Raw genomic sequence first — 24,525 nt, 5'->3', positions numbered from 1 at the left:
GAAATTAATAAAGAATATAAGTAATAATTATTTTATTTTATTTTCAAATTCACATTTATCTTTAACAAAACATATTTTACATTTTGGTTGAATGGCAGTACATATATAACGACCATGATGAACAAACCAATTGTGAAAATACAATATAAAATAAATTGGTACATGCATTAATAATTCTTTTTCTAATTCTTTAACTGTTTTTCCTGTTACAAAATTCATTCTATTAACTACTCTGAAAACATGAGTATCCACAGCAATGGTACTCCAATTGAAAATTAAATTTAATATTACATTTGCAGTTTTTCTTCCAACTCCTGGCAATTTTTCTAAACTTATACGATTATTAGGTACTATACCATCATATTTACATAATAAAATCTGACAAGTATCGATAATATTATTTGCTTTTTTATTGTATAGTCCTATTGTTTTTATATAAGATTTTAAATTATCTATACCAAGATATAGTATCTTTTGAGGTGTATTAGCCACAATATATAATTTTTTAGTTACTTTGTTAATACTAATATCTCTAGATTGTGCAGATAAGATAACTGATATTAAACATTCAAATGAAGAAGAAAATACTAATTCTGTACGAAAAATATTTTTTTTTTACTAAACATTTGCATGATATCATAACGTTTTTTTTTATTCAAAACAGTATCCTCTACCTCATTTTTTTACAAAAATTTTTATAAATACAATTACTTTTATCATCAAAAAAATATTTACATGCTGAAAGTAATGATAAAATTATCAAACCTACTGATGGTAATAAACTTAATAACATGATATAAATTTTTATTTATCACATAAATACAAAAAAATTAGATCAATGACTAAATAATCTTTCAATACCACTAACCCACATTGCTATATCTAATATTTCTCTCACAAATCCAAGAATAAAAATTACAATACAAGAACCCATTCCGATATAAACAACATCTAATAATGAAAATAAAAGTGACTGTTTTGTAGCCATAGCATTAACCCGTCCTAATACAATACAGTTAGTAACTATTAAAGAGATAAATATACCTAAAAAATTATATAAATTAAATAAATAAGCATATATTAATATTTCCATACAACTTACTACAACTGAGATAATCATCATATAAACAAGTATACGTATATCTTTACGAATATATTTTCTAAAAAATGAAATAGTAGTATTGGTACAAATAATAACTAAAGTAGTAGACAAGCCTACACTTAATCCATTAATTTCTGTAGTAATGATTACTAAAACAAAACATAGTCTTAAAAATTGTACTAAAGTAGAATTTTTTTATACTCTACCCATTAAAAATATTTATTTAATTTCATTTTTCCCCACAGATATTACATTGTAATATCTTAGATGATATTTGAATTATTGAAAAAACCACTTTTTTAATAATTTTTACCACGGAGCTCAAGAAGTGATTATTGCTCCTGTAAACTGATTAATTTCACCATCATACTTCTTTAATTCAAAATAGGTATCCATTCAACTAAAGATATATCTTCCTGAAGATATGTGATCCAATCTAAAACGTCTACACTAATTTTATCCCTCATTTCTAATATTTCATAATTTTCTATTACAAGTACTCCAAGTATATTTCCATATATATCAACGCCTAATAAAAATTTAATAAAACCAGAATAACCTTCTCTAGTTTTAACTTCAATAGCTATTGCTGTTATTTTATTATATTTTTAGCAATCCAAAATCTATGATTTAATGTATCTTCCAAGACCTTATTTTTTATTAAAAAATACTCTTTTAAAATATTTTTATTATACAAATATAAAGGCAATACATATTGCTAAAAAACTTTTCTCTTTTTTTATATTTGTCTTTGTATCTTTTTTGTTAATTCATGAAGATAGAAGTTAAACCTGATGTTAAAAAGGAAAAAACCAAATACCAATGCTCTTTTGAAAAAACTAAAAAACATCATCATTCCTTGTTATATCTATATACCCTAAGTTTAATATCATAATCTATTAATGGCACCAATAAATTGGATAATAATATTGAAAAAGGAATTGCATCAAAATATCCTCCAAAACTTTAAATTAACCCAACTAAAAATCCTATTAAAATAGCAAAAATATAAAACAACCGATTTTAGTAGTAAGAATAGTAATAGGATCAGTAATAACAAAAAATGCACCTAACATGGTAGTTCTAGAAAACAAATTTGTTAATTAGTAAAGCCAACCATTATCTGTTATAAAAGCAATATAATTCACATAAAAAATTAACATTAATAAAAAATAAAATGAAATTCTCAAATGAATAACATTCATCCATAATAAAAAATACCTCCCAAGGGGGTATCCTGTATTTATCTATTTCTAAATAAAATTATCTTAACAGAATCATTTTGTGCAATAAATACATATTTATTTTTTCTATCCTGTATTGGTTTATATTTTTAAATAAAACATCTGTTTTAAATTTATCTAACGGAGTAGATCAAATTTCGTTATTTTTTTCAAATTTTAACTCTTAAAAAATATTATCATTATTTTCTATAACAAAAATAATACTCATAATTTTTGTAAAATTAAGAGGATTTTAAAATATATTACACGATGCTATAAACTTAGTCATAACAATAGAAGATAATATTCATAAAATACATCACCAACCATATCGGGATTAAACAAATTCTGACCTAACCCCCCATACAATTGTTTAGCTATTAATATAGAAAAACACACCAATTATATTTAACAAAAATAGTAAAAAAAGAAAAGAGCTGACTGCAAGTAAAATTGCCGTTACTACAACTGAATAATTTTTGATAATATGTTGTATGATCTTATTTCTAATAATTAGAATTATTAATTCTGATAATACAACTATCATCATTGGAATTAATATTTGTAATAATATTCCATATTCAAAATAATAAAATTGGATAATGATACCTGAAAAACATACTCTGATTACTAATAAAATTATTTATTTAGTATCACGTTTATAATATACATCTGGAAAATTTATTCCAGAATAATATTCTTGTTTAATACTAACATTTTTAAGAAAATAGTATGATACTTTTAATCAACGTATTAATTAAAAATCTATTTTTAAAAACATTCTTTTTATTTCTAATTTTATCGATAACATCTTGAATATTTTTTCGCTGTTTAACCTTAATTGTTAATGCTAAAATCTCAATGTACAATCTCTAGATTTAATTTTATTAGATCTTATCTTATTGAGTATCCTTTTCTCTTTTTTATACTACTTAAGTAGTGGAATATTACTGGAACATACTTTTTCACAAATCCCATATTCAATACAATCTTTAATTGTATACTATTTTTTATCGTGATTTAAAACCTTAGAATACCAATAAAGTTATTGAGATAATAATTTCATAGAACATGCATCAGAACAATTTTTAAAACGAATACAGGATTTTTCTGGACATTTATTTAATTTTATTCTCAGAAAGAATAAAAATATAATTTGTATTTTTTGATATCGGAGTATTTAAATCAGACGTGATAAAACCCATCAATGGTCTACCCATGATTTCTTTTTTATTTTTAAAATTATGACAGTGAGTATACAATAACAAATCATTAATAGATACACCAAATCTTACTCACATACTACCATAATTTTTAAGAGTACCTATAGTTAATAGTAACTTACATATTGAATGTCAGCTTCCCCTTCTATAATAGCTCTTTTTATAACATATACAGTTACAACATTATACATAATTATTTCTATATCAGTTGCATGTAAGTTATGAAGAACTTCTTTACCTATTAATCATTTAATGAACTGTTTACTACTACCCGAAAGATATTTTTTAAGAATACGTAACTATATACTAGGATAATTACATAATTCACTTTTTATCTCAGTAAAAATAGAATTTTTATCTTCTTCAATTGAAAATTGATATATTTCATTCTTAATAACTATTTTAGAATTTCACAACCTTTTAAAATTTCGGATACATAATGTTTTGTTAACCATCTGTCTACTGTAATATAAGGTTCACTTTCGATAGCATTAATTGTTAAAGTCTCTATACTTCTTTTGTTAAGTGATAAATTTAATTTTCAGCGGTAAAAATGTGCACCACCTAAACCAACTACTCTATTTTTATAAATTAATTTAATAATACTTTCACGATATATGGTTTTCCAATTATATCTTATAAATGAATTTTTACTGATATCTTTACCATCTGCTATAAGATAAATTTCTATTTTTTATTAATATAAAATTAAGTCATATATATATCTTTTAATATTAAATATTTTTCCTGAAGTAGGAGTACATATAGGAACTACATTTCTCTATCCAAAAACCAATATTTAACCTTTAAAAAATTTGATCTCCTATTTGTACTCTTAATTGAATCATCTCAAAAGTATCAATATCCAGGTAAACAAGAAATTTATCTCCTAATAATATGATTTTCTCTGGTAATTTTTTTATATTTTTTTATAAACAAAAACTTTCTTCCACCATAAAAATGGTGTTTTTTATTACAAATAAAATAGAAATATTTTCACTAATCTGCATCCATAACAAAAAAATTTTAGAACTTTTTTTATTTATAAAAATTTTTCTTACTTTTATAAGAAATACTTTTAGTATAAATACAATCAAGAGGACAAACTGGTATACATAAATTACATCTATAAAATAATTAATTAATACTGTATGCATGAAGTTAAGAGAACCTACAATCGAATCCATAGGACAAATTTCTCAATATTTAGCACCACCATACAATTGTGTTCATCAATAGAATCCACCGTAGAAACTCTATTTATTGGTAAAATATTTATATTATATTAAACTATATCAATATTTAATAAATCTTGTAATTTTACCAACACATCTTTCCACCAGAAAGATACTTATTTATTTTTTCTTTTTTGTTAACAATAGCTTTTCATAACACAAAACAACCTGGATATACGCATTAACCACATTGACTCTATGATAATATTTCTTCTATATTATCTATAATAGAAAAATATTTTATTTATACTGATGAAAAATATAATGCAAACCTAAACCTAATATTATGCTAAAAAAAACTAAAAATAAAAATAGTAGTAATAGTGTAAATTATAAAAATTTTATTAAATCGTTAAATCCCATAAATGAAATTAACATTAATCTAGATTTTACTAATTCAATAGGAGATTCTTTAAAGGGAACGGGAATATCAGCTGAAAAAATACGTTCTCATATACTTAGCAAGTTATACTATAACCAAAGAACAACCAATAAATAAACTAAATCCATATATAACCGAAAAAATGAAACTATGGTTTAATTTTAAATTCAATAATGAAATCTCTAATACAATACACTTAGTAGTAATTAAAAGTAACAATACACCTAATGATTTATATAAATAAAAACTATTTCTTTTGATAATAATTTCTATAAATTAGACACTAACCGAAATAATCAACATATACATCATAATACGAAGATATAATAAGTTAAATGGTAATAAAATATAATAGTTTGCCAACCGAGATAAAATAATAGATATAGCAATTACAAAAGTAGTAGATAAACTAATTCCTATAGCTACTTCAATTTTTTTGATGCTCCAACAAAAGGACAAATACCTAAAAATTGTACTAATAATAAAATTATTACCAATATATTGCCAATAAATAAAAAAGATAGTCGATTATATTCAACTCAAAAAATAAGTATAAATTTTAATAATTAATTTTTTTAATTTTTATAAAAAATAAAAAAATTAATTCCATGTTTTCTGCCCATAGATCCTTCTTATATTAATAATTAATATATAGACTATATGTCTATAAAACATTTATGTTAAATAAAAAATTTATTATATGTTTTAATAAAGTTTGATGTATATGTAAATATTATTTTTTATAATACATAATGCCATATAAATTTAGGAACACATCCTAAATCGAATAATTGACCACCAGAAGCCAATTCAGCTCTACGATGATCTGCTGCTCTATACATATTAATTAATTCATGATCATTTAATAAAGAATAATTAAGATGATCAAATAATTTTTCAAGACTCTTTAAAGAGTTTACTCGACGAAATTTTAACAAATAATCTTGTGTTGTCATAATCATTATAATAATTAGAAGATAAAAAATGTATATTAAAATATAATATTAAATATATACATTACATTCATTAATGTATTTAATTAAAGTAATAAATCAATATTTTAAAAATATATACTAAATATACTAATATATTTTGTTAATAAAATTTAGTAAAATAAATTATAAATAATTTATTTTAAAAAAATATCTTATAATACTTAAGTATCATTAATAATCTAGTTGTTCTGACTTTCAGTCATAATATTTAATCCTATATATTAAACTTTATATAACAATTAAATTTTATACATATATTATGAAATCATTGAAACATTTTAATATTTAAAACTAAAAATAAAATTTATTATAATATAATATTAAAAAATTCCTATTAAAATAGTATACTTATTATGTTATAATTTTTTTATAAAAATCTATCTTAGTAATATTTTTTCTGCATTATCTATTAATAATTTTGTATAGTAATCTACTTCTATATTAACAACATCACCGATTTTTTTATTTCCTAATGTTGTTAACAATACTGTTTCTGGGATTAAATATACACAAAATGTATTATTTACCACTTTTCCTACAGTTAAACTAACTCCATCAATAGCAATAAATCCTTTATATAAAATATACTTCATGATAGATATTTTTTTTATAAACAACCATATTTCTCTATTTTTTTTAGAAATATATATATTTTCTATAATTGCTGTAGCAATGATATGCCCAGATATTATATGTCCACCTATTTCATCTCCAAATTTTGCAGATCTTTCAATATTAATCTGATTACCTACTAACAATAAACCCAAGTTAGTACAATCTAAAGTTGCTTGAACTATATCAAAAAAAATAATATTATTCTTAATATATTTTACTGTTAAACAACAACCATTATTTGCTACCGAAGCTCCTATTTTTAGTTTATGTAATAAAAAAATAGGAAATTTAATACCATATGTTAAAAAATTACTACTTTCTTCTATACTACAAACTGTTGCACAACTATTAACAATACCGGTAAACATAATATCAATCCTAATTTTTAATATAATCAGTAAACTAATTTTTATGTTAAAATTAAATTTATGAAAATAAAAAGTAAGAATATTATTAATATTTATAAAAAATATTTTTAAATAAAAATTATTTATTAAAAAAATTATATTTATAAATCTTTAAAATAAATATTTATCACTAATAAACAACACAAAACATATCATATCTTTATTCTAATCATATGTAATATTATTACTTATAACAAAACATCATTCCATGAATATCACTTTGTAGTATACTATAAATACTTCTTTTCCATCATAATTATAAGATATATTTTATTACATATTTAATATCTCAATTCTTTAATATATTAATAACAATAAAATATATAAAACTAAATAAATTTATATTTATATAGTATAAAAATATTGAAATACTGTTTTATTAACTTAATTTTCAAAAATAAAAAATTAAATCAATATTTTTATTTTTTAATCAAATTTATCAATAATTAATATTACTTCATAAATTTACAAAATATTTATATTTATGTTATAATGTATTGATATATATAAATTAATAATAAATTATTTTTATGATTAATAGTAAAAATATAAAAATTTTTACTATTAATATAATTATATTAAATTAAGTAAAATACTTTATATATATTATAACAGAATTCTAATTTCAAAATAATTAATTTATTAAAAATAAAATTATATATAATCTTTTATATACGTCCGTAGCTCAGCTGGTTAGAGTATCACCATGACAAGGTGAAGGTCGGTGGTTCAAATCCACTCGGACGTACCATTATTTTAAAAAATAAAAGTTACATAAAATAAAAAATTATAGGTAATAAAAATTATGATAGAAGAATTAAAAAAAATATTAAATGAAAAAAAACATTTTTTATTAGGTTACAGTGGTGGATTGGATTCTACTGTACTTTTACATTTATTATTAAAATTAAAAAAAAAAATAAATATTTATTTTCGTGTTATACATATTAATCATCAATTAAATATAGATGCTAACTCTTGGAGCCAACACTGTAAAAAAGAATGTCAAAAATATAATATCCCTATTATTATTAAAAAAGTGTTTATTGATGTAAAAAAAAATAATATTGAAGCAGAATCTCGATTTATTAGATATCAAACAATATACAAATATTTACAACCAAAAGAAATAATACTTACTGCACATAATTTAAATGATCAATGTGAAACTTTTTTATTGGCTTTAAAAAGAGGAAGTGGACCAAAAGGGTTATCTAGCATGGCGATTCATAAAAAAAATGCTAATATTATACATATTAGACCCTTGTTAAATATAGACAGGACTACAATTGAAAAATGGGCCAAAAAAAATAAACTAAAATGGATAGAAGATAATAGTAACTCAGACACTTATTACGATCGTAATTTTTTAAGAAAAAAAATTATACCTATATTACAAGAAAGATGGCCATTCTTTATAGAAAATTGTGTACGTAGTGCAAAAATTTGTAGTGAACAAGAAACAGCACTTAATTATTTTTCAAAATCTATATTAAAAAAAAAATGTTATCTGACGGTTCATTAAAAATGAAAGACCTGACAGGTCTAAAAAAAGAAATAATAAATATAATTTTAAGAAATTGGATTGCTTTACAAAATTTTAAAATACCTACTTATAAAGGACTAAATGAAATTTACAAAAATATTATAAAAAGCGAAAAAGATGCATCACCTAAAATAGGTTTTAAAGAATACGAAATTAGAAAATATAAAAAAAAAATTTACTTAATAAAACCAATTTCTCCTTCCATAAAAAATATGATTATTTCCTGGCATACACCATCAATACCGTTAGTCCTACCTAATCAATTAGGTGTTATTACGAAAAATAACATAGGAATAAAAATACCCAGTCCTGGAAAAAAAGAACTAATTAATATTCGTTTTCAAGTAAATGGTTATTTTTATATTCAAGGCTATCCTCATAAAAAAAAAATAAAAAAAATATGGCAAAATTTAAATATTCCAATATGGAATAGAAATAATATTCCTCTTTTATTTTATAACAATCGTTTTATTAGTGCCCTTGGAGTCTTTATAATAGTAGAGAAAAATTTTATAGTTAAAAACTATTGGCATTTATCTTGGCATAATAATATTATTAAAAATAATTAATACTATTATAGAAAATATATATTTTAAACATATAGCAGTTGTATTAAAAATTAATCAGCTTATTTTTACAGTTATAATTTTATTTTATTAATATCAATTCTTTTATATAAAATCGTGAAGTTATTAATTTTATGTTGCAATAAAGGATTTTTGATCCCATCCCATGTCAATATTGTTTTTAAAAAAAATTCTGATCTTTCTGCCAAAGATGGTACGACTGGCTTTAACCAAGTCATAATCACTCTAAATAAATTGATACCCATGGATGAAATCATATGTAATTGATCATATTTTTCTTTACCTAATATCCATGGTTTTTGATCATTAATGTATTTATTAGCTATATCAGAAAATTTCATTATTTTTTTTATAGCTAAAGAAAATTGACGATTAATAAAATATTTCTCTATATCTTTAGATGCCGAAACAAATTCCATATAAAACTTCATATCAATCAGTTTTCCAGCTAGTTTTCCGTAAAATATTTTATTAATAAAACTAGCACTACGTGAAGCTAAATTAACAACTTTATTTACAATATCTGTATTAACTTTCTTAACTAATTTCTGAATATCAAATTCAATATCCTGAATTTTATCTGATAACTTACATGCATAATAATATCGCAAACTATCTGAATCAAAATTTTTCAACCAATCTGATGCTAACATAAAGCTATTTTTAGATTTTGATAATTTATTACCATGCATAGTAACATATCCATGTACAAAAATTTTTGTAGGTTTTCGAAATCCAATTGCTTCTAATATTGCTGGCCAAAATAAGGTATGAAAATAAATAATATCTTTTCCTATAAAATGATATAATTCACAAGTTGAATCTTTATTCCAAAATTCATGAAAATCTAAATCTATTCTTTTTTTACAAAGATTTTTAAATGTACTAATATAACCCATAGGAGCATCCAACCAAACATAAAAATATTTATTCAAATAATTTGGAATCTGAAATCCAAAATAAGGTTTATCTCTAGATATATCCCATTTTTTTAAACCAACTCGAAACCATTCTTTTGTTTTATTTAAAACAGAATCTTGTAAAATTCCAGAAAATATCCATTTTTTTAGCATATTACTAAAAAAAGGTAAGTCAAAAAACAAATGAATAGAAGTTCGTAAAATAGGTATAGACTTAGATAAAACTGATATAGGTTTAATTAAATCCTTGGCAGCATAAATAGCTCCACATGTCTCGCAATGATCACCGTATTGATCACCAGATTTACAAATGGGACAAAACCCTTTTACAAAACGATCGGGTAAAAAAATATTTTCTTCAGTATCATATAATTGATGAATAACATCTTCCTTAATATGATTCTTTCTACTTAATATAGAAAATATTTTCTTTACTAAATCATAATTTTCTTTGCTATGAGTAGAATAATAATTATCATAAGATATATTAAAATTTAAAAAATCATATTTATGTTTTTGATAAATATTAGAAATTAATTCTTCAGGAGAAATATTTTGTTTTTTTGATTTTAACATTACCGCTGTTCCATGTGCATCATCGGCACAAATAAAGTATACCTGATGACCTCTCATCCTATTATAACGTACCCAAATATCAGCTTGAATATGTTCAAGTAAATGACCAAGATGAATAGATCCATTAGCATAAGGAAATGCACATGTTACTAATATTTTTTTTGATAAAATACTCATTTTTCAAAAATCTCTCAGTAAAAATATTAAAATAAAGAAAATTACATATACATATAATTTTTATTATTAACCTAATCTTAATGTATTGCACTAAACTCTGTTCCTGACTAATTTAAATATTTAACTTTTTTAAAATAGTGATACAGATGTCATATCAGATCTGTAAGAAATTGAAAATTAAGTAAAACTATAAATATACCTAAATTTAATTTTCTAAAATTTAAAAATTATAAAAAATTCACCTATCACTCCGAGCTTTATAGAAGAAAAATTATATAAATTATAATCCAAAAAAATAAGCTAAAAAATCGGTATCCCAACTAACTAATGTAATCTTTCAGAATCCAAATTACTTCTAAAATAATTCTCAATATTAAATTACAGATTTAAGAAAAAGATCTGTAAATACACACATCTCATTACTTATAGATTTCCTCACAATAACACTAACTTCTATTTTAGATTAACTGAAATCTATATATCTTTTCTAATTTTTAAAAAAAGATGAAATGTTAACCTAAAGAAACATCAATAGTTTTTTGTTAATAGAATTACTATTAGGATAAATAGTAATAATTAAATCCTTATTATTTAATTTATTTGAATAAACTATTACATAATCAAACTAACATTATCTCCTATAAAAATATAAATAATTATATATAAAAATATTATTGTTAATTAAATATTGTCAATACCAATGTATTAAATACACATAATTTTATTTATAAATAAATGAAAACAATATTTCAATTAAATATAAAATATGTGGTACTGACAGTAATATAATATATAGAAATAAAGCAAGATCATTAAGTGATTTATCGTTAAAAAATAATTTAATCTATATAAAAATTTTTAGTACCAGAGACTTGTACCCTCAGGTACTAAAAATAAAAATATTAATTTTTTATTATATACCATAACTACAGCATCTAAAATATAATTAAATATTTTCATTATAATAATTTTATTTTAACCAATTAGTATGAAAAATACCATCTTTATCAGTACGTCTGTATTTATGTGCTCCGAAATAATCTCTTTGCGCTTGGAGTAGATTAGCCGGCAAAAAAGCAGAACGATAACTATCGTAGTAAGCAATAGCAGAAGAGAATGTTGGAATAGGGATTCCATAATTTATAGCATAAGCAACAATACTACGAAGTGCACTTTGATACTCGTTAGCTATATCTTTAAAATATGGAGTTAATAATAAATTTATTATATTAGGATTTTCTGTGTATACATTGATAATTTTTTGCAAGAATTTAGCTCGAATAATACATCCTGCTCGAAAAATTTTAGCTATATTTTTATACTTTAAATTCCATTTATATTTTTCAGAAGCTGATTTAAGTTGAGCAAAACCTTGCGCATATGATATAATTTTTCCTAAATATAATGCTTTTCTTATCTTTTCAATAAAATCTCTTTTATTAAACGATATTGTTTTTATTTCAGGTCCATATAACACTGTAGCAGCATATACACGTTGTTCCTTCAGAGCTGATAAATAACGAAAAAAAACCGATTCTGTAATTAAAGAAAGTGGTTCTTCTAAATCTAAAGCATTTTTACTGGTCCACTTACCCGTACCTTTATTATCTGCACAATCTAAAATTAAATCTATTAAATATTTACCTAAACTGTTCTTTTTTTTAAAAATTTCCTTGGTAATATTGATTAAATAACTATTTAACTCACCTTTATTCCAATCATCAAACGTATTTGCTAACTCTTCATTGTTCATTAATACTATTTTTTTTAATAAAAAATATGCCTCAGATATTAACTGCATATCACTATATTCTATTCCATTATGAACCATTTTTACATAATGACCCGATCCATTGACACCAATGTAATCAATACAAGATTCTTGTGTATCAGTTTTTGCTGCTATTTTTTTAAAGATAGGAGATACGATATTATAAGCATTTCTTTGACCACCAATCATAATAGAAGGACCATTTAAAGCTCCATCTTCTCCACCGGAAATTCCTGCTCCAATAAAATTCAAACCAATTTTAGATAATTCATCATAACGACGCATAGTATCTCGATAAAATGAATTTCCTCCATCTATAAGAATATCACCTTCTTTAAGGTAAGGAATAATAGATGTTATCGTATCATCTGTTGGTTTTCCTGATTTTACCATGAGTAAAATACAACGGGGTTCTTTTAAAGAAAAAACAAATTCTTTTATAGAAAAGAACGGAAATATATTTTTTCCTAAGCTTTTTTTAAATAATAAATTAGTTTTTTCAGAAGAACGATTAAATACAGAAACTGTATAATTATTTCTTGCTATATTTAATGCTAGATTGCTTCCCATTACAGCTAGACCTACAACACCAATATTATTTTTTAACATATTTACTCCTATAACCTAATATACATATATAAATAACATTATTATATAATGTTCAAATCAGATAAGAAATACAAATTAACAACTAAATATAATATAGATTATAATCTCAAAAAATAAAAATATTGATATATAAAAATAATGAAAATTTACGATAATAAAATTTAATCACCATATTGAATATGGTAAATAACATTACTACTACGTAAAATATAATACACTCATTTTTGATATAAATATTACTATAAAAATAAAATTTATTTATTTCTTTTACGAAGGTTAGAAAGAACTAAATTAAAATCTAATGATTGGTTTTGTAATAATACTAATAAATGAAAAATTAAATCCGAAGCTTCATCTATCAATTCTTTTTTATTTTTTGTTACAGCAGCAATAGCTGTTTCTATACCTTCTTCAGCAACTTTCTGTGCTATTCTTTTAGTTCCTGAAAGATATAAATCGGTTGTATAAGAACTACCAGAATTAGATATCTTTTTTCCTTTCAAAAGATTTTCTAAATAATACAAAAAAGAATAATCTGAAATGGAATTTGATTCAAAACAACTAATACGATTTAAATGACATGTTTTACCTTTTGGTAACACTAACATTAAAATAGAATCATAATCACAATCTATACTAATATTAACCACTTTTAAGTAATTACCAGAAGTTTCTCCTTTAGTCCATAAACGTTTTTTAGTACGTGAATATAAAGTAACTATTTCCTCTTTCTCTGTTTTCTCTAAAGCCTCTTTATTCATATATCCGTGCATTAACACTTCACCAGATATATTATGTTGAATAATTACAGGCAACATACCTTGTACTTTATCCCAATTTAATTTTAAATATTCTTTTTTATTTAACATTCTCGAATTTCAATACCTTTATTTAATAAAAATTTTTTTAATGCTCTTATTTTAATACTTTTATTATGAAAAACAGACGCTGCTAAAGCACCATCAACATCCGTATGATTAAACACATCATAAAAATGTTCTAACTTTCCAGCTCCTCCCGACGCAATTAAAGGTACTTTACATATTTTTCGTGCTTTTTTTAATAAAAATAAATCATAACCACAAAGCATTCCATCTTGATTCATCATATTTAAAACAATTTCTCCAGCTCCTAATGTTTGAACTCTTTTTATCCAATTGATAGTTTCTAAATTAGTACTTATTGTTTTATGGCTATCTCCTGTATACTGATATACCTGATAATTATTTTTAACGCTATCAAACCAAGAATCAATACCTATTACCACACATTGTACTCCAAAACGATCTGCTATTCTCGTTATTAAACTAGGATCTTTTATTGCAGGTGAATTAATGGATACTTTATCTGCTCCAAACTTAAGAATATCCACCGCGTCACTTACACTATTAATTCCCCCTGCTACACAAAAGGGAATATCTATTACCTCAGCAATTTTTTCTATCCACCGTTTATCCACTAATCTATTTTTAGGTGAAGCTGTAATATCATAAAAAACAAGTTCATCAGCACCTTCTTTTACATAATATTTAGCTAATGAAATTATATTACCTATCGTTTTATGATTTCGAAATTGTATACCTTTAACTACTAAACCATCTTTAACATCTAAGCAAGGAATTATGCGTTTTGCCAGCATTGAACCGCCTCCAATATAGAGAATTTTTTCTCTAATAAACTTCTTCCAATAATTACATCATGTATACCGCAAGATTTAAGACGAGAAATATCATTTAATGAACCTACTCCACCCGAAGACTGAAATTTAATATGCGGAAATAATTTCGATATTTCTTTATATAAGATAAAATTAGGACCTAATAAAGTACCATCTTTAGATATATCAGTACACAATACATGTTTTAATCCCACCTCGGAAAACTCATTAATAATATATTCTAAAATAAATTTGGAATGATCTTTCCATCCATTAATTAAAATCTCTTTTTCTTTTTTTTTGTTAATTAAAACATCTAATGCGAGAACTATCGCATTACCACCATAAATATTAAACCATCTTTTTACTTCTTTTTGATTAATAATTGCAGATGAACTGATTACAACTCTTTTAGTACCTGCTTGAAACAATGTTTCTATATCTTTTTCTTTCCTAATTCCACCACCAATTTGTAACGGTATATCAACTTTAGATAATATTTCTTTAAATAACTGGATTTGCCTATTATTAGGATTTTTTGCTCCATCAAGATCGACTATATGAATCATTTTTACTGCATGAATATTATAATTACATAACCTAGTATAAATATCATCATTATAATATTTTTTTTTAGAGTAATCACCTTGGTATAAGCGGACTACTTTACCATCCATTAAATCTATAGCTGGAATTATCATAATATTATATCTCTAAGAAATTTTTCAATAATTGCGCACCAGATATACCAGATTTTTCTGGATGAAATTGCACTCCAAAAAAATTATTTTTTTTAATAACAGCACTAAAATGTACTCCATAGTATGATGTTGCTAATGTGTACTTATTTATTTCTACCGCATAACTATGTACAAAATAAAATTTAGATCTATTGCTTATATTATTAAATAACGGTTGGTTATCATTATCTATGATAATGTTGTTCCATCCAGTGTGCGGTATAGACAGATGATTTACTTTAAATTTAGACACCAAAGAATGAATAATATCTAACATTTTAATATTCCGACATTCTTGACTATAAGAACATAACAATTGCATACCGAGACATATTCCTAATATTGGATTTTTAAAAGATTTAATAATTTTAATTAAATTTGATAAATATAATTGCTCCATAGCTGTTTTAGGTGTTCCAACTCCAGGAAGAAATAGTTTATCTGCATTCAATATCAGATTAATTTCTCTAGTGATGATAGGCTGATAACCCAATCTTTGTACTGCATATTTTAAAGAATATAAATTTGCACAACCAGTATCTATAATTACTATATTCATTATAGTATTCCTTTAGAACTAAGCAATTGATCACCATCTATGCGTATTGCTTCCTTTAATACTCTACCAAAAACTTTAAATATACTTTCAATTTGATGATGATCATTTTTTCCTAATGAAATTATATGAATTGTACTTTTCATTGCATAAGACAAAGAATAAAAAAAATGCTCAACCATTTCTGTATTCATATCCCCTACTAATTTATTTTTAAATTGAGCTTTAAATTTTAAATAAGGACGTCCTGAAATATCTAACAAACATGTAGCTGAACTTTCATCCATAGGTAAAGAAAACCCATATCTATTAATTCCAATTTTATTACCCAATGCTTCTAGTAAAGATCGACCTAAACATATTCCTGTATCTTCTATAGTATGATGGTCATCTATAGAAATATCTCCTTTTGCAGTTATATTCATAGTAATACCACTGTGAATAGCGATTTGTTCCAACATATGATTAAAAAACATTAATCCAGTGTTAATAACACTGATCTTTTTTTTATCTAACCATACTTCAACATTAATTTCAGTTTCTTTAGTTTTACGAGAAACTTTAGCAAATCTGTTATTTTCAATTATTTTTTTTACTATTTTAGACCAATTTAAATATTTCCTATTATATAAAATTCCATTAATTCCCATATTATTAGCTAATTCTATATCTGTTTTTCTATCACCTATGACATAACTCATCTCTTTATTTAAAGAATTATTATTTATCCAAGGTTGAACCATTTTTATTTTTGGTTTTCTACAACTACAATTATCTTTTAAATTGTGAGGACATATTAAAACACTATCAAATATAATACCTTGAGATTTTAAAACTTTTAACATAAAAGTATGAGGAGTTTTAAAAGAATTATATGGAAAACTACTGGTACCTAAACCATCTTGATTAGTAATCATAATTAATCTATAACCATATTTACTTAATTTAATTAAGGAATATATTACTTGTGGTTCAAATTCAATTTTTTCTATACTATCTATTTGATAATTAGTTTTCGGTTCAGCAATTAAAGTTCCATCTCGATCAATAAATAAAAACTTTTCTAGCATAAAGTTATCCTTAATGATTTTAAGTAAATAATTTTAATATATTAATTAATTCAACACATTCGTTAAAAGCGCCTATGGATATACGTATACATTCATTTAAATATATTTTATGATTTTGATTCCTTACAATAATTCCCTTCTTCCATAGTAAACGAAAAACTTTTTCAGAGTTGAGAAAACGAACTAAAATATAATTGCTATCACTTTTAAATACTTTTAAAACACATTTTAATGCTTTTAATTTATTGATTAACCAAATTTTATTAGAATTTAATTCTAAAACTCTATTTTCCATTATATTAATATTTTTTTTAGATAATGCTTGATAAGCAATGTCTGATACTGGCGTAGGTAGTGGATAAGGAGCAATAACAGTAGATAAAATACGAATAATCTCTGCATCAGCAAGTAAAAAACCACATCTTAATCCTGCCAAAGCAAATGCTTTTGATAATGTTCTTAAAATTACCAAATTAGGATAACTTTGCAACCATGAAACAAGACTATTATTTATACAAAATTCAATATAAGCTTCATCTACCACTACTAATGAGGAATTAGAAAAAATATTTAATATAAGATGAATGTCTTTATTATTAATAATATTTCCAGTAGGATTATTAGGACTACAAATATATATTAATTTTACCCCTAAAGATTTTTTTTTAATAGATTGAACATCTAATTGCCAATTCTTTAACATTGGAATATTGCAAACATTAATACCCAATATATTTGCATTAACAGCGTACATATCATAAGTAGGTGGACAATAAATAATTGAATCTACTCTTGGTTCACAAAAAGCACGCATTAACAATTCAATACCTTCATCGGCTCCACGCGTTACCAATATTCTATCTGGTGATATTTTGACATGATTAGCATATCTCAAAATTAAAGATTTTGGTTGACATTCAGGATAACGATGAAAATAATTTTCTTGTAATATAAATTGATTTGAAATAGGAGACTCATTGGCGTTTAACCAGATATTTCCTTGCCCACCAATTTTACGAGCTGACTGATACGGAACTAATTCTTTTACATTTTTACGTGCCAAATTTGTAATATTAAACTTCATATTATTCCTTTTATAAAATTAAGTCGCAATTTTATCGAATTATTATGAGCTTCCATTTTTTCTATTTTAGATAATGTTAAAACAGTTGGAGCAAGATTAACGAATCCTTCTTTAGTTAAAGTTTGTACATTAATTCTTTTTTGAAAATCTATCAAATTTAAACCTGAATATACGGTAGCACATCCGTAAGTAGGTAAAACATGATTAAGTCCTGAAGCATAATCTCCTATTGTTTCTGGAGACCATTGACCTAAAAATATGGAACCAGCATTAATGATATTATGCAATAAATCTTGTGAATTAATAGTATGCATTATTAAATGTTCTGGTGCATATAAATTGGAAATATTTATACATTCCAATAAATTATTCGCAATAATAATATAACTCTTGGAAAATGATTGTTTGATCGTTTCCAATCTAGGTAATTTAATTATCTGTTTTTTTAATTCCTTTAGTACCTGATTAACTAATTTAACACTGGGAGTTAATAAAATAACTTGAGAATTAGGTCCATGTTCTGCTTGAGCCAACAAGTCTGAAGCAATAAATGTTGCGTCAGCTTCAAAATCAGCAATAATTAAAACTTCAGAAGGACCTGCCAACATATCAATGGCTAAATTATCTAATAATTGACTCACTTGTCTTTTAGCTTCAGTAACATATTCATTACCAGGTCCAAATATTTTATTTACTTTAGGAATCGAATGCGTACCAAAAGCTAAAGCAGCAATGGCCTGCGCTCCACCAATTTCAAATATTCGATTGACGCCACATATTTCTGCTGCATATAAAATTTCATCAGTAATCGGAGGTGGAGAGCAAAGAATAATATTAGGACATCCAGCAATATTAGCAGGTATTGCTAACATTAATACTGTTGACACTAAAGGAGCAGAACCACCAGGAACATATAGTCCTACCGATTCTATGGGCTTAATTAATTGTTGACAATGAACACCGGGTAGTACGTTAATGGCTATTTCTTTTACCTGTTGTGCTGAATGAAAACGTTTAATATTTTTTATTGCAACTAAAATAGCATTTTTTGTTTTTTCATTTATATTAAGTTGAGATTTGCATATTCTATCTCGACTAATTTCAAAATCATCTATCCTAATATGATCAAATGTTTGCGAATATTTTTTTAATGCTTTTTCTCCAGATTTTCTGACATCTGCTATTATTGTTTTTACTGATTCTATAATTTCATCTGATCGTAAGGCTGCTGGTCTAATCAATATTCTATTCTGTTCAATAAAACTTAATTTATCCCAATTAATCACTTTTAAAATATTATTCACTAATTTTACTCCATCATTTTTTCAATAGGCAATACTAGTATTGAACTAGCTCCTAAAGCTTTCAGCTTCTCCATAGTTTCCCAAAAAAGTGTTTCACTGCTTACCATATGCATTGCAACTTTAGTTTTATCGCCTGCTAATTTCAATACTGTAGGTTTTTCTGCTCCATGTAATAAAGAAACTACTTCTTCCAATTGGTCAGTTGGAGCATGTAACATAATATATTTAGACCCTCTAGCTTTTATCACTCCTTGAATACGAGTCATAAGTTTATTAATAATCTCTTTTTTAAATTTTGGCATTATTCCTGGACGGCATACCAAACATGCATTAGATTTGTATACTACTTCCACTTCTTTTAATCCATTGGCTTCTAATGTAGCCCCTGTAGAAACTAAATCACACACAACGTCGGCTAAACCTGCTCGGGGGGCAACTTCTACGGAACCATTTAACATACAAACTTTAAAAATAATATTTTTTTTATCAAGATATTTTTTTAATAAATGAGGATATGAAGTTGCTATTCTCATCATGTTTAAATTATTAATACTCATATATCTTTCGTTTACTGGTATAGCTAAAGAAAGTCTACAAACACCGAAATCAAGACGTTTTAAAATAGTATAAAACCCATTGACTGATTGGGCCTGCCGACTTAATAACTCTTCTTCTAAAACATTTTCTCCTACAATCCCTAAATCTACTACTTCATCCATAATTAAACCAGGTATATCATCATCACGAACTCTCATTACATCAATAGGCATATTTTCAGCAAAAGCAATTAAACGTTGTTGATTTAAATTTATCTTTAAACCACATCTAGTTAACAACTTTCTAGAATCATCACTTAGTCTACCACTTTTTTGCATAGCTATTCGCAAACGATTATTACTTAACATTAATTAATCCTAATTTTATAAATTATTGATAAATAAGAGCATTTAGTTCAAAGAAAACCCCCAAATTTTTGGGGGTTTTCTTTGAACTAAATGCTCTTATTTATCAATAATTTATAAGAAATAATACTATCTCTTTTATATTTTAAATATTATTAATAAATAATTATTATATAAAAATAAATAATATTTTATTAAAAATAAATAATATTTTATTAAAAATAAATAATATTTTATTAAAAAAAATTAATTAAATATTAAAAATATTATATCTATAAAATATATAAAAAATTATCCCTTGCAGGAATTGAACCTGCAACTAACTCTTAGGAGGAGTTTATTATATCCATTTAACTAAAGGGATATAATCCTATTCACTATTAAAATATTTTTATATAAAAGTAATATTAAAATTATTTTAAAAAATATTTTTTTACAAAAATATTTTAAAAAACTATTATGCACAAAATATTAGAAATTTAATCTTATTATTTTCCGTTAACATTTCATTAAATGAATGACTTTAAAATTTAAATATGTATATAAAATAAAATAATAATCAATAAAATCTACCATTATTTTTATAAAAACAAAATCAAAAATTCTAAAAATATAATATATTATCATACATAATATTAATTATGTAATAATTAATATTATGTATTCCATATTTCAAACCATTTATTATAATCATAATATATTACATTCAAAAATTTTATATATAATATATCATTATATATAAACTTATTTAAACTAAAAACAATCAAATATATCATTTAAATATAAAATATAAATCCATAAAAAATAAATATTTTAATATTTACATAACTAATTATTAATAAAAATTATTGTATTCAATACCATAAGCATATTTTAAATACATTTAATCCTTTTAAGAAATTTTAAATATATATTTAAAAAAATAAACCAATATCTTCTACTACAAATAAATATAAATTTAATTATTATCTAATTCAATTAAAAATATAATGGCAGTATTATTTCCAAACACTTTTGATGACCGGTAAAACGCTATTATATCAGGATGATTAGATAACCATAAAGGAGTTTGTTGTTTTAAAATATGTTTACCATGTCCATGGATAATTCCAGCACAAAAAAAATGCTTTTCTCTACACATAAACATTAGTTTTCCAAGTTCTTTTTTTGCTTCATATTGCGTTAACCCATGTAAATCTAGCATAATATCTGGCTTGTATTTTCCTTTCCTTAGATTATATAATTCTTTTTTATTAGTATAATTACGCACATAAAATACTTCATTATCACCTATGCTAGTCTCTAATTTATCTGATGAAAAATAATGAGCATGTGCTTCTTCTTCGTAACGTTTTCTTCTTAAAAAGTTACAATTACCTCTTTTATTTTTACGAGAATGATAAATAGTATCCTGTACTATTTTTTTTGTTCCATTTAAAAACTGATTAAAAATTAAATAATCTGAAGAAATAATAGGACTGCTTTTACTCATAATCTTAAATTGCTAAAATAATAATTACTATGAAATCTATATTCTTATTAAAGAAAACGAACTATAATTTTAGCAATACCTCCTTATTTAAAAAATTAAGATTTCTAAGATAGTTTGTAATAAGTCAAAAAGTCAATATAATATTTAAAGAATATATTTTATATCTTTTAGAACTAAAATTTATAGAAAAATAATTTCCTAAAAAATATAATATTATATTGATAATATAAAATTTTTTTAAAAACTGCTATGTTCTAATTATAATAATATTTATAATATTAACGCCTTCAATAGAATTATCATTCTATTTATATTTTAAAATAGCGATACTGATCACAAAATAAGCATATAAGGAACATTCATGGCCGGAAATAAAATTGGAAAAATTTTTAGTGTTACTACATTTGGAGAATCTCACGGTATGGCATTAGGTTGCATAATAGATGGAATACCTCCTGGTTTTCCACTATCTATTAACGATTTACAAAAAGAACTAAACCGTAGAAAACCAGGAAATTCTAAATATACAACACAACGTCGTGAATTAGATCAAGTTTCTATTTTATCAGGTTTATTTAATGGCATCACCACTGGAACCAGTATGGGGTTAATTATTCATAATACTGATCAACGTTCACAAGATTATGAAAAAATTAAAAATATATTTAGGCCTGGACATGCAGATTATACCTATGAAAAAAAATACGGACTAAGAGATTACCGTGGAGGTGGAAGATCTTCCGCTCGAGAAACAACCATGAGAGTGGCAGCAGGAGCAATAGCAAAAAAATATCTTAATATAAAACATAATATTAAAATAAAAGGATACTTATCTCAATTAGGTAATATTTCATGTGAATTTAAATCTTGGAATGAAGTCAAAAAAAATGATTTTTCCTGTCCGAATACACATCAAGTACCTATAATTAAAGATTATATGAAAACATTAAAAAAGGAACACGATTCTATTGGAGCTAAAATAATCATCATAGCTAAAAATATTCCTGTTGGATTAGGAGAACCAGTATTCGATAAACTAGATGCTGACCTTGCTCATGCCCTTATGAGTATAAATGCAGTCAAAGGTGTAGAAATTGGTGATGGATTCTCAGTAATTAATCAAAAAGGTAGTCAAAATCGGGATGAAATAAATAAAGAAGGGTTTAAAACCAATCATGCAGGTGGAATTTTAGGCGGAATTAGCAACGGAGAAAATATTATAGCCGCCATAGCATTAAAACCAACATCTAGCATAGGAATTCCTGGACAAACTATTAATAATATGTCTGAAGAAAAAACTATTGTGGTAAAAGGACGCCATGATCCTTGTGTAGGATTAAGAGCTGTGCCGATAGCAGAAGCAATGATGGCCATAGTAATAATGGATCATTTACTAAGATATCGCGGTCAATGTAGCGATAATGTTAACTTATTTAGTAAAAAAAATACTTAATTTTTATAAAAATATGCTACTAAATTAAAATTTTTAGTAGCATTCAATCGAAATATTGACATTCTCACTGAATATAATTCAATAAAATTGAATGATGAAAATCCACTTTAAAATGATTAAAAATTCTTTCTATCTTACCTAATTCATTAATTAAAAATGTAGTACGATGTATTCCATAATATTTTTTCCCCATAAATTTTTTTTCCCCCCATACACCAAAACTATTACTAACTATATGATCTTTATCCGATAATAAAGTAAAATTTAACATTTCTTTTTCTGAAAAACGTAATAATTTATCAGTTGTATCAATGCTAATCCCTAAAATTTCAATATTAGCTTTTTTAAAGCTATCCATATGATCTCTCAAATTACAAGCTTGTATTGTGCAACTAGGAGTCATGGCTTTAGGATAAAAATACATTAGCACTTTTTTTCCAAGATAATCTATTAAATTTACTAATTGATTATCTTGATCAGGTAAAATACATTTGGGAGCAATATCTCCAGGTTTTAATCTCGTCATTAAAAAATCCTATTTTTTTACTTTCATTAAAATTATTTAATAATATAGACATTAGAATATATATCATTTTTACATTACACATATTTATCAGAAAATACTAATATATTTTAAAAAATATTTATATATTATATAAAGTTTAATACAACATATTTATATCTAAAGTATAATTATTCAATTATTATTAAAAATAAGAAATGATCTTATGTTATATTGTAAAGTACATATTATTCTTATAAAAAATAATATCAATATAAATGTTTATACTCTATAAAATACAGTATAAATATAAATTATTTATGTTATTTTAATAAAAATACTCTATAAAAATTAAATAAAAATAAAATATATTAATTAATCCCATAATGTTATAACT

20 protein-coding genes, 2 tRNA genes and 3 pseudogenes are annotated in these 24,525 nt (G+C 23.8%); 5 read left to right on the top strand and 20 right to left on the bottom strand.

Going from position 1 to position 24,525, the window contains the following annotated elements:
- Window positions 1–27: 27 nt before the first annotated feature.
- The 4 genes and pseudogenes from nth to AB4W65_RS00555 all read right to left on the bottom strand — a co-directional run bounded on the left by nth (window position 28) and on the right by AB4W65_RS00555 (window position 4,059).
- Window positions 28–659, bottom strand: a pseudogene (nth, locus tag AB4W65_RS00570) (endonuclease III).
- Window positions 660–835: 176 nt separating this feature from the next.
- Window positions 836–1,285: pseudogene (locus AB4W65_RS00565) on the bottom strand (Rnf-Nqr domain containing protein); the annotation flags it as partial.
- Between the two features lie 1,325 nt (window positions 1,286–2,610).
- On the bottom strand, window positions 2,611–2,724 hold the full coding sequence (locus AB4W65_RS00560) for an RnfABCDGE type electron transport complex subunit D (protein WP_367673688.1): 114 nt from the start codon (window positions 2,722–2,724) through the stop codon (window positions 2,611–2,613).
- 1,221 nt (window positions 2,725–3,945) lie between these two features.
- Entirely contained in the window at window positions 3,946–4,059 is a 114-nt protein-coding gene (locus AB4W65_RS00555) for a hypothetical protein (protein ID WP_367673808.1), read from the bottom strand.
- A 1,010-nt stretch (window positions 4,060–5,069) separates the two neighbouring features.
- Between AB4W65_RS00555 and AB4W65_RS00550 the strand changes: the two genes are divergently transcribed.
- A complete protein-coding gene (locus AB4W65_RS00550) occupies window positions 5,070–5,282 on the top strand; it encodes a hypothetical protein (protein WP_367673687.1) in 213 nt (70 codons plus the stop codon).
- Here AB4W65_RS00550 and AB4W65_RS00545 read toward each other — a convergent pair.
- From AB4W65_RS00545 to AB4W65_RS00535, 3 genes and pseudogenes are all read right to left on the bottom strand, one after another.
- Window positions 5,250–5,624: pseudogene (locus AB4W65_RS00545) on the bottom strand (Rnf-Nqr domain containing protein). The gene AB4W65_RS00550 and the pseudogene AB4W65_RS00545 sit on opposite strands and share 33 nt — an antisense overlap.
- A 281-nt stretch (window positions 5,625–5,905) precedes the next feature.
- Entirely contained in the window at window positions 5,906–6,121 is a 216-nt protein-coding gene (gene ydgT, locus AB4W65_RS00540) for a transcription modulator YdgT (protein WP_265197114.1), read from the bottom strand.
- 416 nt (window positions 6,122–6,537) lie between these two features.
- Complete coding sequence (locus tag AB4W65_RS00535; protein ID WP_367673686.1) at window positions 6,538–7,143, bottom strand: riboflavin synthase subunit alpha; 606 nt, start codon at window positions 7,141–7,143, stop codon at window positions 6,538–6,540.
- A gap of 713 nt (window positions 7,144–7,856) precedes the next feature.
- Between AB4W65_RS00535 and AB4W65_RS00530 the strand changes: the two genes are divergently transcribed.
- The 3 genes from AB4W65_RS00530 to tilS (AB4W65_RS00520) all read left to right on the top strand — a co-directional run bounded on the left by AB4W65_RS00530 (window position 7,857) and on the right by tilS (AB4W65_RS00520) (window position 9,297).
- Window positions 7,857–7,933, top strand: a tRNA-Val gene (locus AB4W65_RS00530).
- Between the two features lie 54 nt (window positions 7,934–7,987).
- Complete coding sequence (tilS, locus tag AB4W65_RS00525; protein ID WP_367673685.1) at window positions 7,988–8,707, top strand: tRNA lysidine(34) synthetase TilS; 720 nt, start codon at window positions 7,988–7,990, stop codon at window positions 8,705–8,707.
- 2 nt (window positions 8,708–8,709) lie between these two features.
- Window positions 8,710–9,297 carry a tRNA lysidine(34) synthetase TilS gene (gene tilS / locus AB4W65_RS00520; protein ID WP_367673684.1) on the top strand — a complete coding sequence of 196 codons (588 nt, stop codon included), beginning with the start codon at window positions 8,710–8,712 and terminating at the stop codon, window positions 9,295–9,297.
- 71 nt (window positions 9,298–9,368) lie between these two features.
- On the opposite strand, the gene metG is transcribed toward tilS (AB4W65_RS00520), so the two are convergent.
- The 12 genes from metG to smrB form a co-directional block, all read right to left on the bottom strand.
- Window positions 9,369–10,988 carry a methionine--tRNA ligase gene (metG, locus tag AB4W65_RS00515; RefSeq protein ID WP_367673683.1) on the bottom strand — a complete coding sequence of 540 codons (1,620 nt, stop codon included), beginning with the start codon at window positions 10,986–10,988 and terminating at the stop codon, window positions 9,369–9,371.
- A 970-nt stretch (window positions 10,989–11,958) separates the two neighbouring features.
- Entirely contained in the window at window positions 11,959–13,368 is a 1,410-nt protein-coding gene (gene gnd / locus AB4W65_RS00510) for a decarboxylating NADP(+)-dependent phosphogluconate dehydrogenase (protein ID WP_367673682.1), read from the bottom strand.
- Between the two features lie 254 nt (window positions 13,369–13,622).
- Window positions 13,623–14,237 (bottom strand): bifunctional phosphoribosyl-AMP cyclohydrolase/phosphoribosyl-ATP diphosphatase HisIE, encoded by a 615-nt coding sequence (gene hisIE / locus AB4W65_RS00505; protein WP_367673681.1) that lies wholly within the window; start codon window positions 14,235–14,237, stop codon window positions 13,623–13,625.
- On the bottom strand, window positions 14,231–15,007 hold the full coding sequence (gene hisF, locus AB4W65_RS00500; protein WP_367673680.1) for an imidazole glycerol phosphate synthase subunit HisF: 777 nt from the start codon (window positions 15,005–15,007) through the stop codon (window positions 14,231–14,233). Before hisF ends, hisIE begins: the two co-directional genes overlap by 7 nt.
- Window positions 14,989–15,726, bottom strand: a complete 738-nt coding sequence (hisA, locus tag AB4W65_RS00495) for a 1-(5-phosphoribosyl)-5-[(5-phosphoribosylamino)methylideneamino]imidazole-4-carboxamide isomerase (RefSeq protein WP_367673679.1) — start codon at window positions 15,724–15,726, stop codon at window positions 14,989–14,991. Before hisA ends, hisF begins: the two co-directional genes overlap by 19 nt.
- A gap of 4 nt (window positions 15,727–15,730) precedes the next feature.
- The gene (gene hisH, locus AB4W65_RS00490) at window positions 15,731–16,324 is read right to left on the bottom strand and encodes an imidazole glycerol phosphate synthase subunit HisH (protein WP_367673678.1); all 594 of its coding nucleotides are present in this window, start codon (window positions 16,322–16,324) and stop codon (window positions 15,731–15,733) included.
- Window positions 16,324–17,391, bottom strand: coding sequence for a bifunctional histidinol-phosphatase/imidazoleglycerol-phosphate dehydratase HisB (hisB, locus tag AB4W65_RS00485; RefSeq protein ID WP_367673677.1), 1,068 nt, complete (start codon window positions 17,389–17,391; stop codon window positions 16,324–16,326). The genes hisH and hisB overlap by 1 nt, the downstream gene beginning before the upstream one ends.
- 19 nt (window positions 17,392–17,410) lie before the next feature.
- Window positions 17,411–18,475, bottom strand: coding sequence for a histidinol-phosphate transaminase (gene hisC, locus AB4W65_RS00480; protein WP_367673676.1), 1,065 nt, complete (start codon window positions 18,473–18,475; stop codon window positions 17,411–17,413).
- Window positions 18,472–19,779 carry a histidinol dehydrogenase gene (gene hisD / locus AB4W65_RS00475; protein WP_367673675.1) on the bottom strand — a complete coding sequence of 436 codons (1,308 nt, stop codon included), beginning with the start codon at window positions 19,777–19,779 and terminating at the stop codon, window positions 18,472–18,474. The genes hisC and hisD overlap by 4 nt, the downstream gene beginning before the upstream one ends.
- Window positions 19,780–19,784: 5 nt before the next feature.
- The gene (gene hisG / locus AB4W65_RS00470; protein ID WP_367673674.1) at window positions 19,785–20,684 is read right to left on the bottom strand and encodes an ATP phosphoribosyltransferase; all 900 of its coding nucleotides are present in this window, start codon (window positions 20,682–20,684) and stop codon (window positions 19,785–19,787) included.
- A 289-nt stretch (window positions 20,685–20,973) separates the two neighbouring features.
- A tRNA-Arg gene (locus AB4W65_RS00465) sits at window positions 20,974–21,045 on the bottom strand.
- Window positions 21,046–21,639: 594 nt separating this feature from the next.
- Window positions 21,640–22,173: an endonuclease SmrB gene (gene smrB / locus AB4W65_RS00460; RefSeq protein WP_367673673.1), complete on the bottom strand. Its 534-nt coding sequence runs from the start codon at window positions 22,171–22,173 to the stop codon at window positions 21,640–21,642.
- A 361-nt stretch (window positions 22,174–22,534) separates the two neighbouring features.
- Here smrB and aroC point away from each other — a divergent pair, with 361 nt between their 5' ends.
- Window positions 22,535–23,626: a chorismate synthase gene (gene aroC, locus AB4W65_RS00455; RefSeq protein WP_367673672.1), complete on the top strand. Its 1,092-nt coding sequence runs from the start codon at window positions 22,535–22,537 to the stop codon at window positions 23,624–23,626.
- Window positions 23,627–23,690: 64 nt separating this feature from the next.
- On the opposite strand, the gene bcp is transcribed toward aroC, so the two are convergent.
- A complete protein-coding gene (gene bcp, locus AB4W65_RS00450; protein ID WP_367673671.1) occupies window positions 23,691–24,152 on the bottom strand; it encodes a thioredoxin-dependent thiol peroxidase in 462 nt (153 codons plus the stop codon).
- Window positions 24,153–24,525 lie beyond the last annotated feature (373 nt).

Source organism: Buchnera aphidicola (Pemphigus populi) (genome assembly GCF_964058935.1).
Lineage (GTDB): Bacteria > Pseudomonadota > Gammaproteobacteria > Enterobacterales > Enterobacteriaceae > Buchnera_C > Buchnera_C aphidicola_D.
This window is presented reverse-complemented; position numbering and strand designations above follow the sequence as displayed.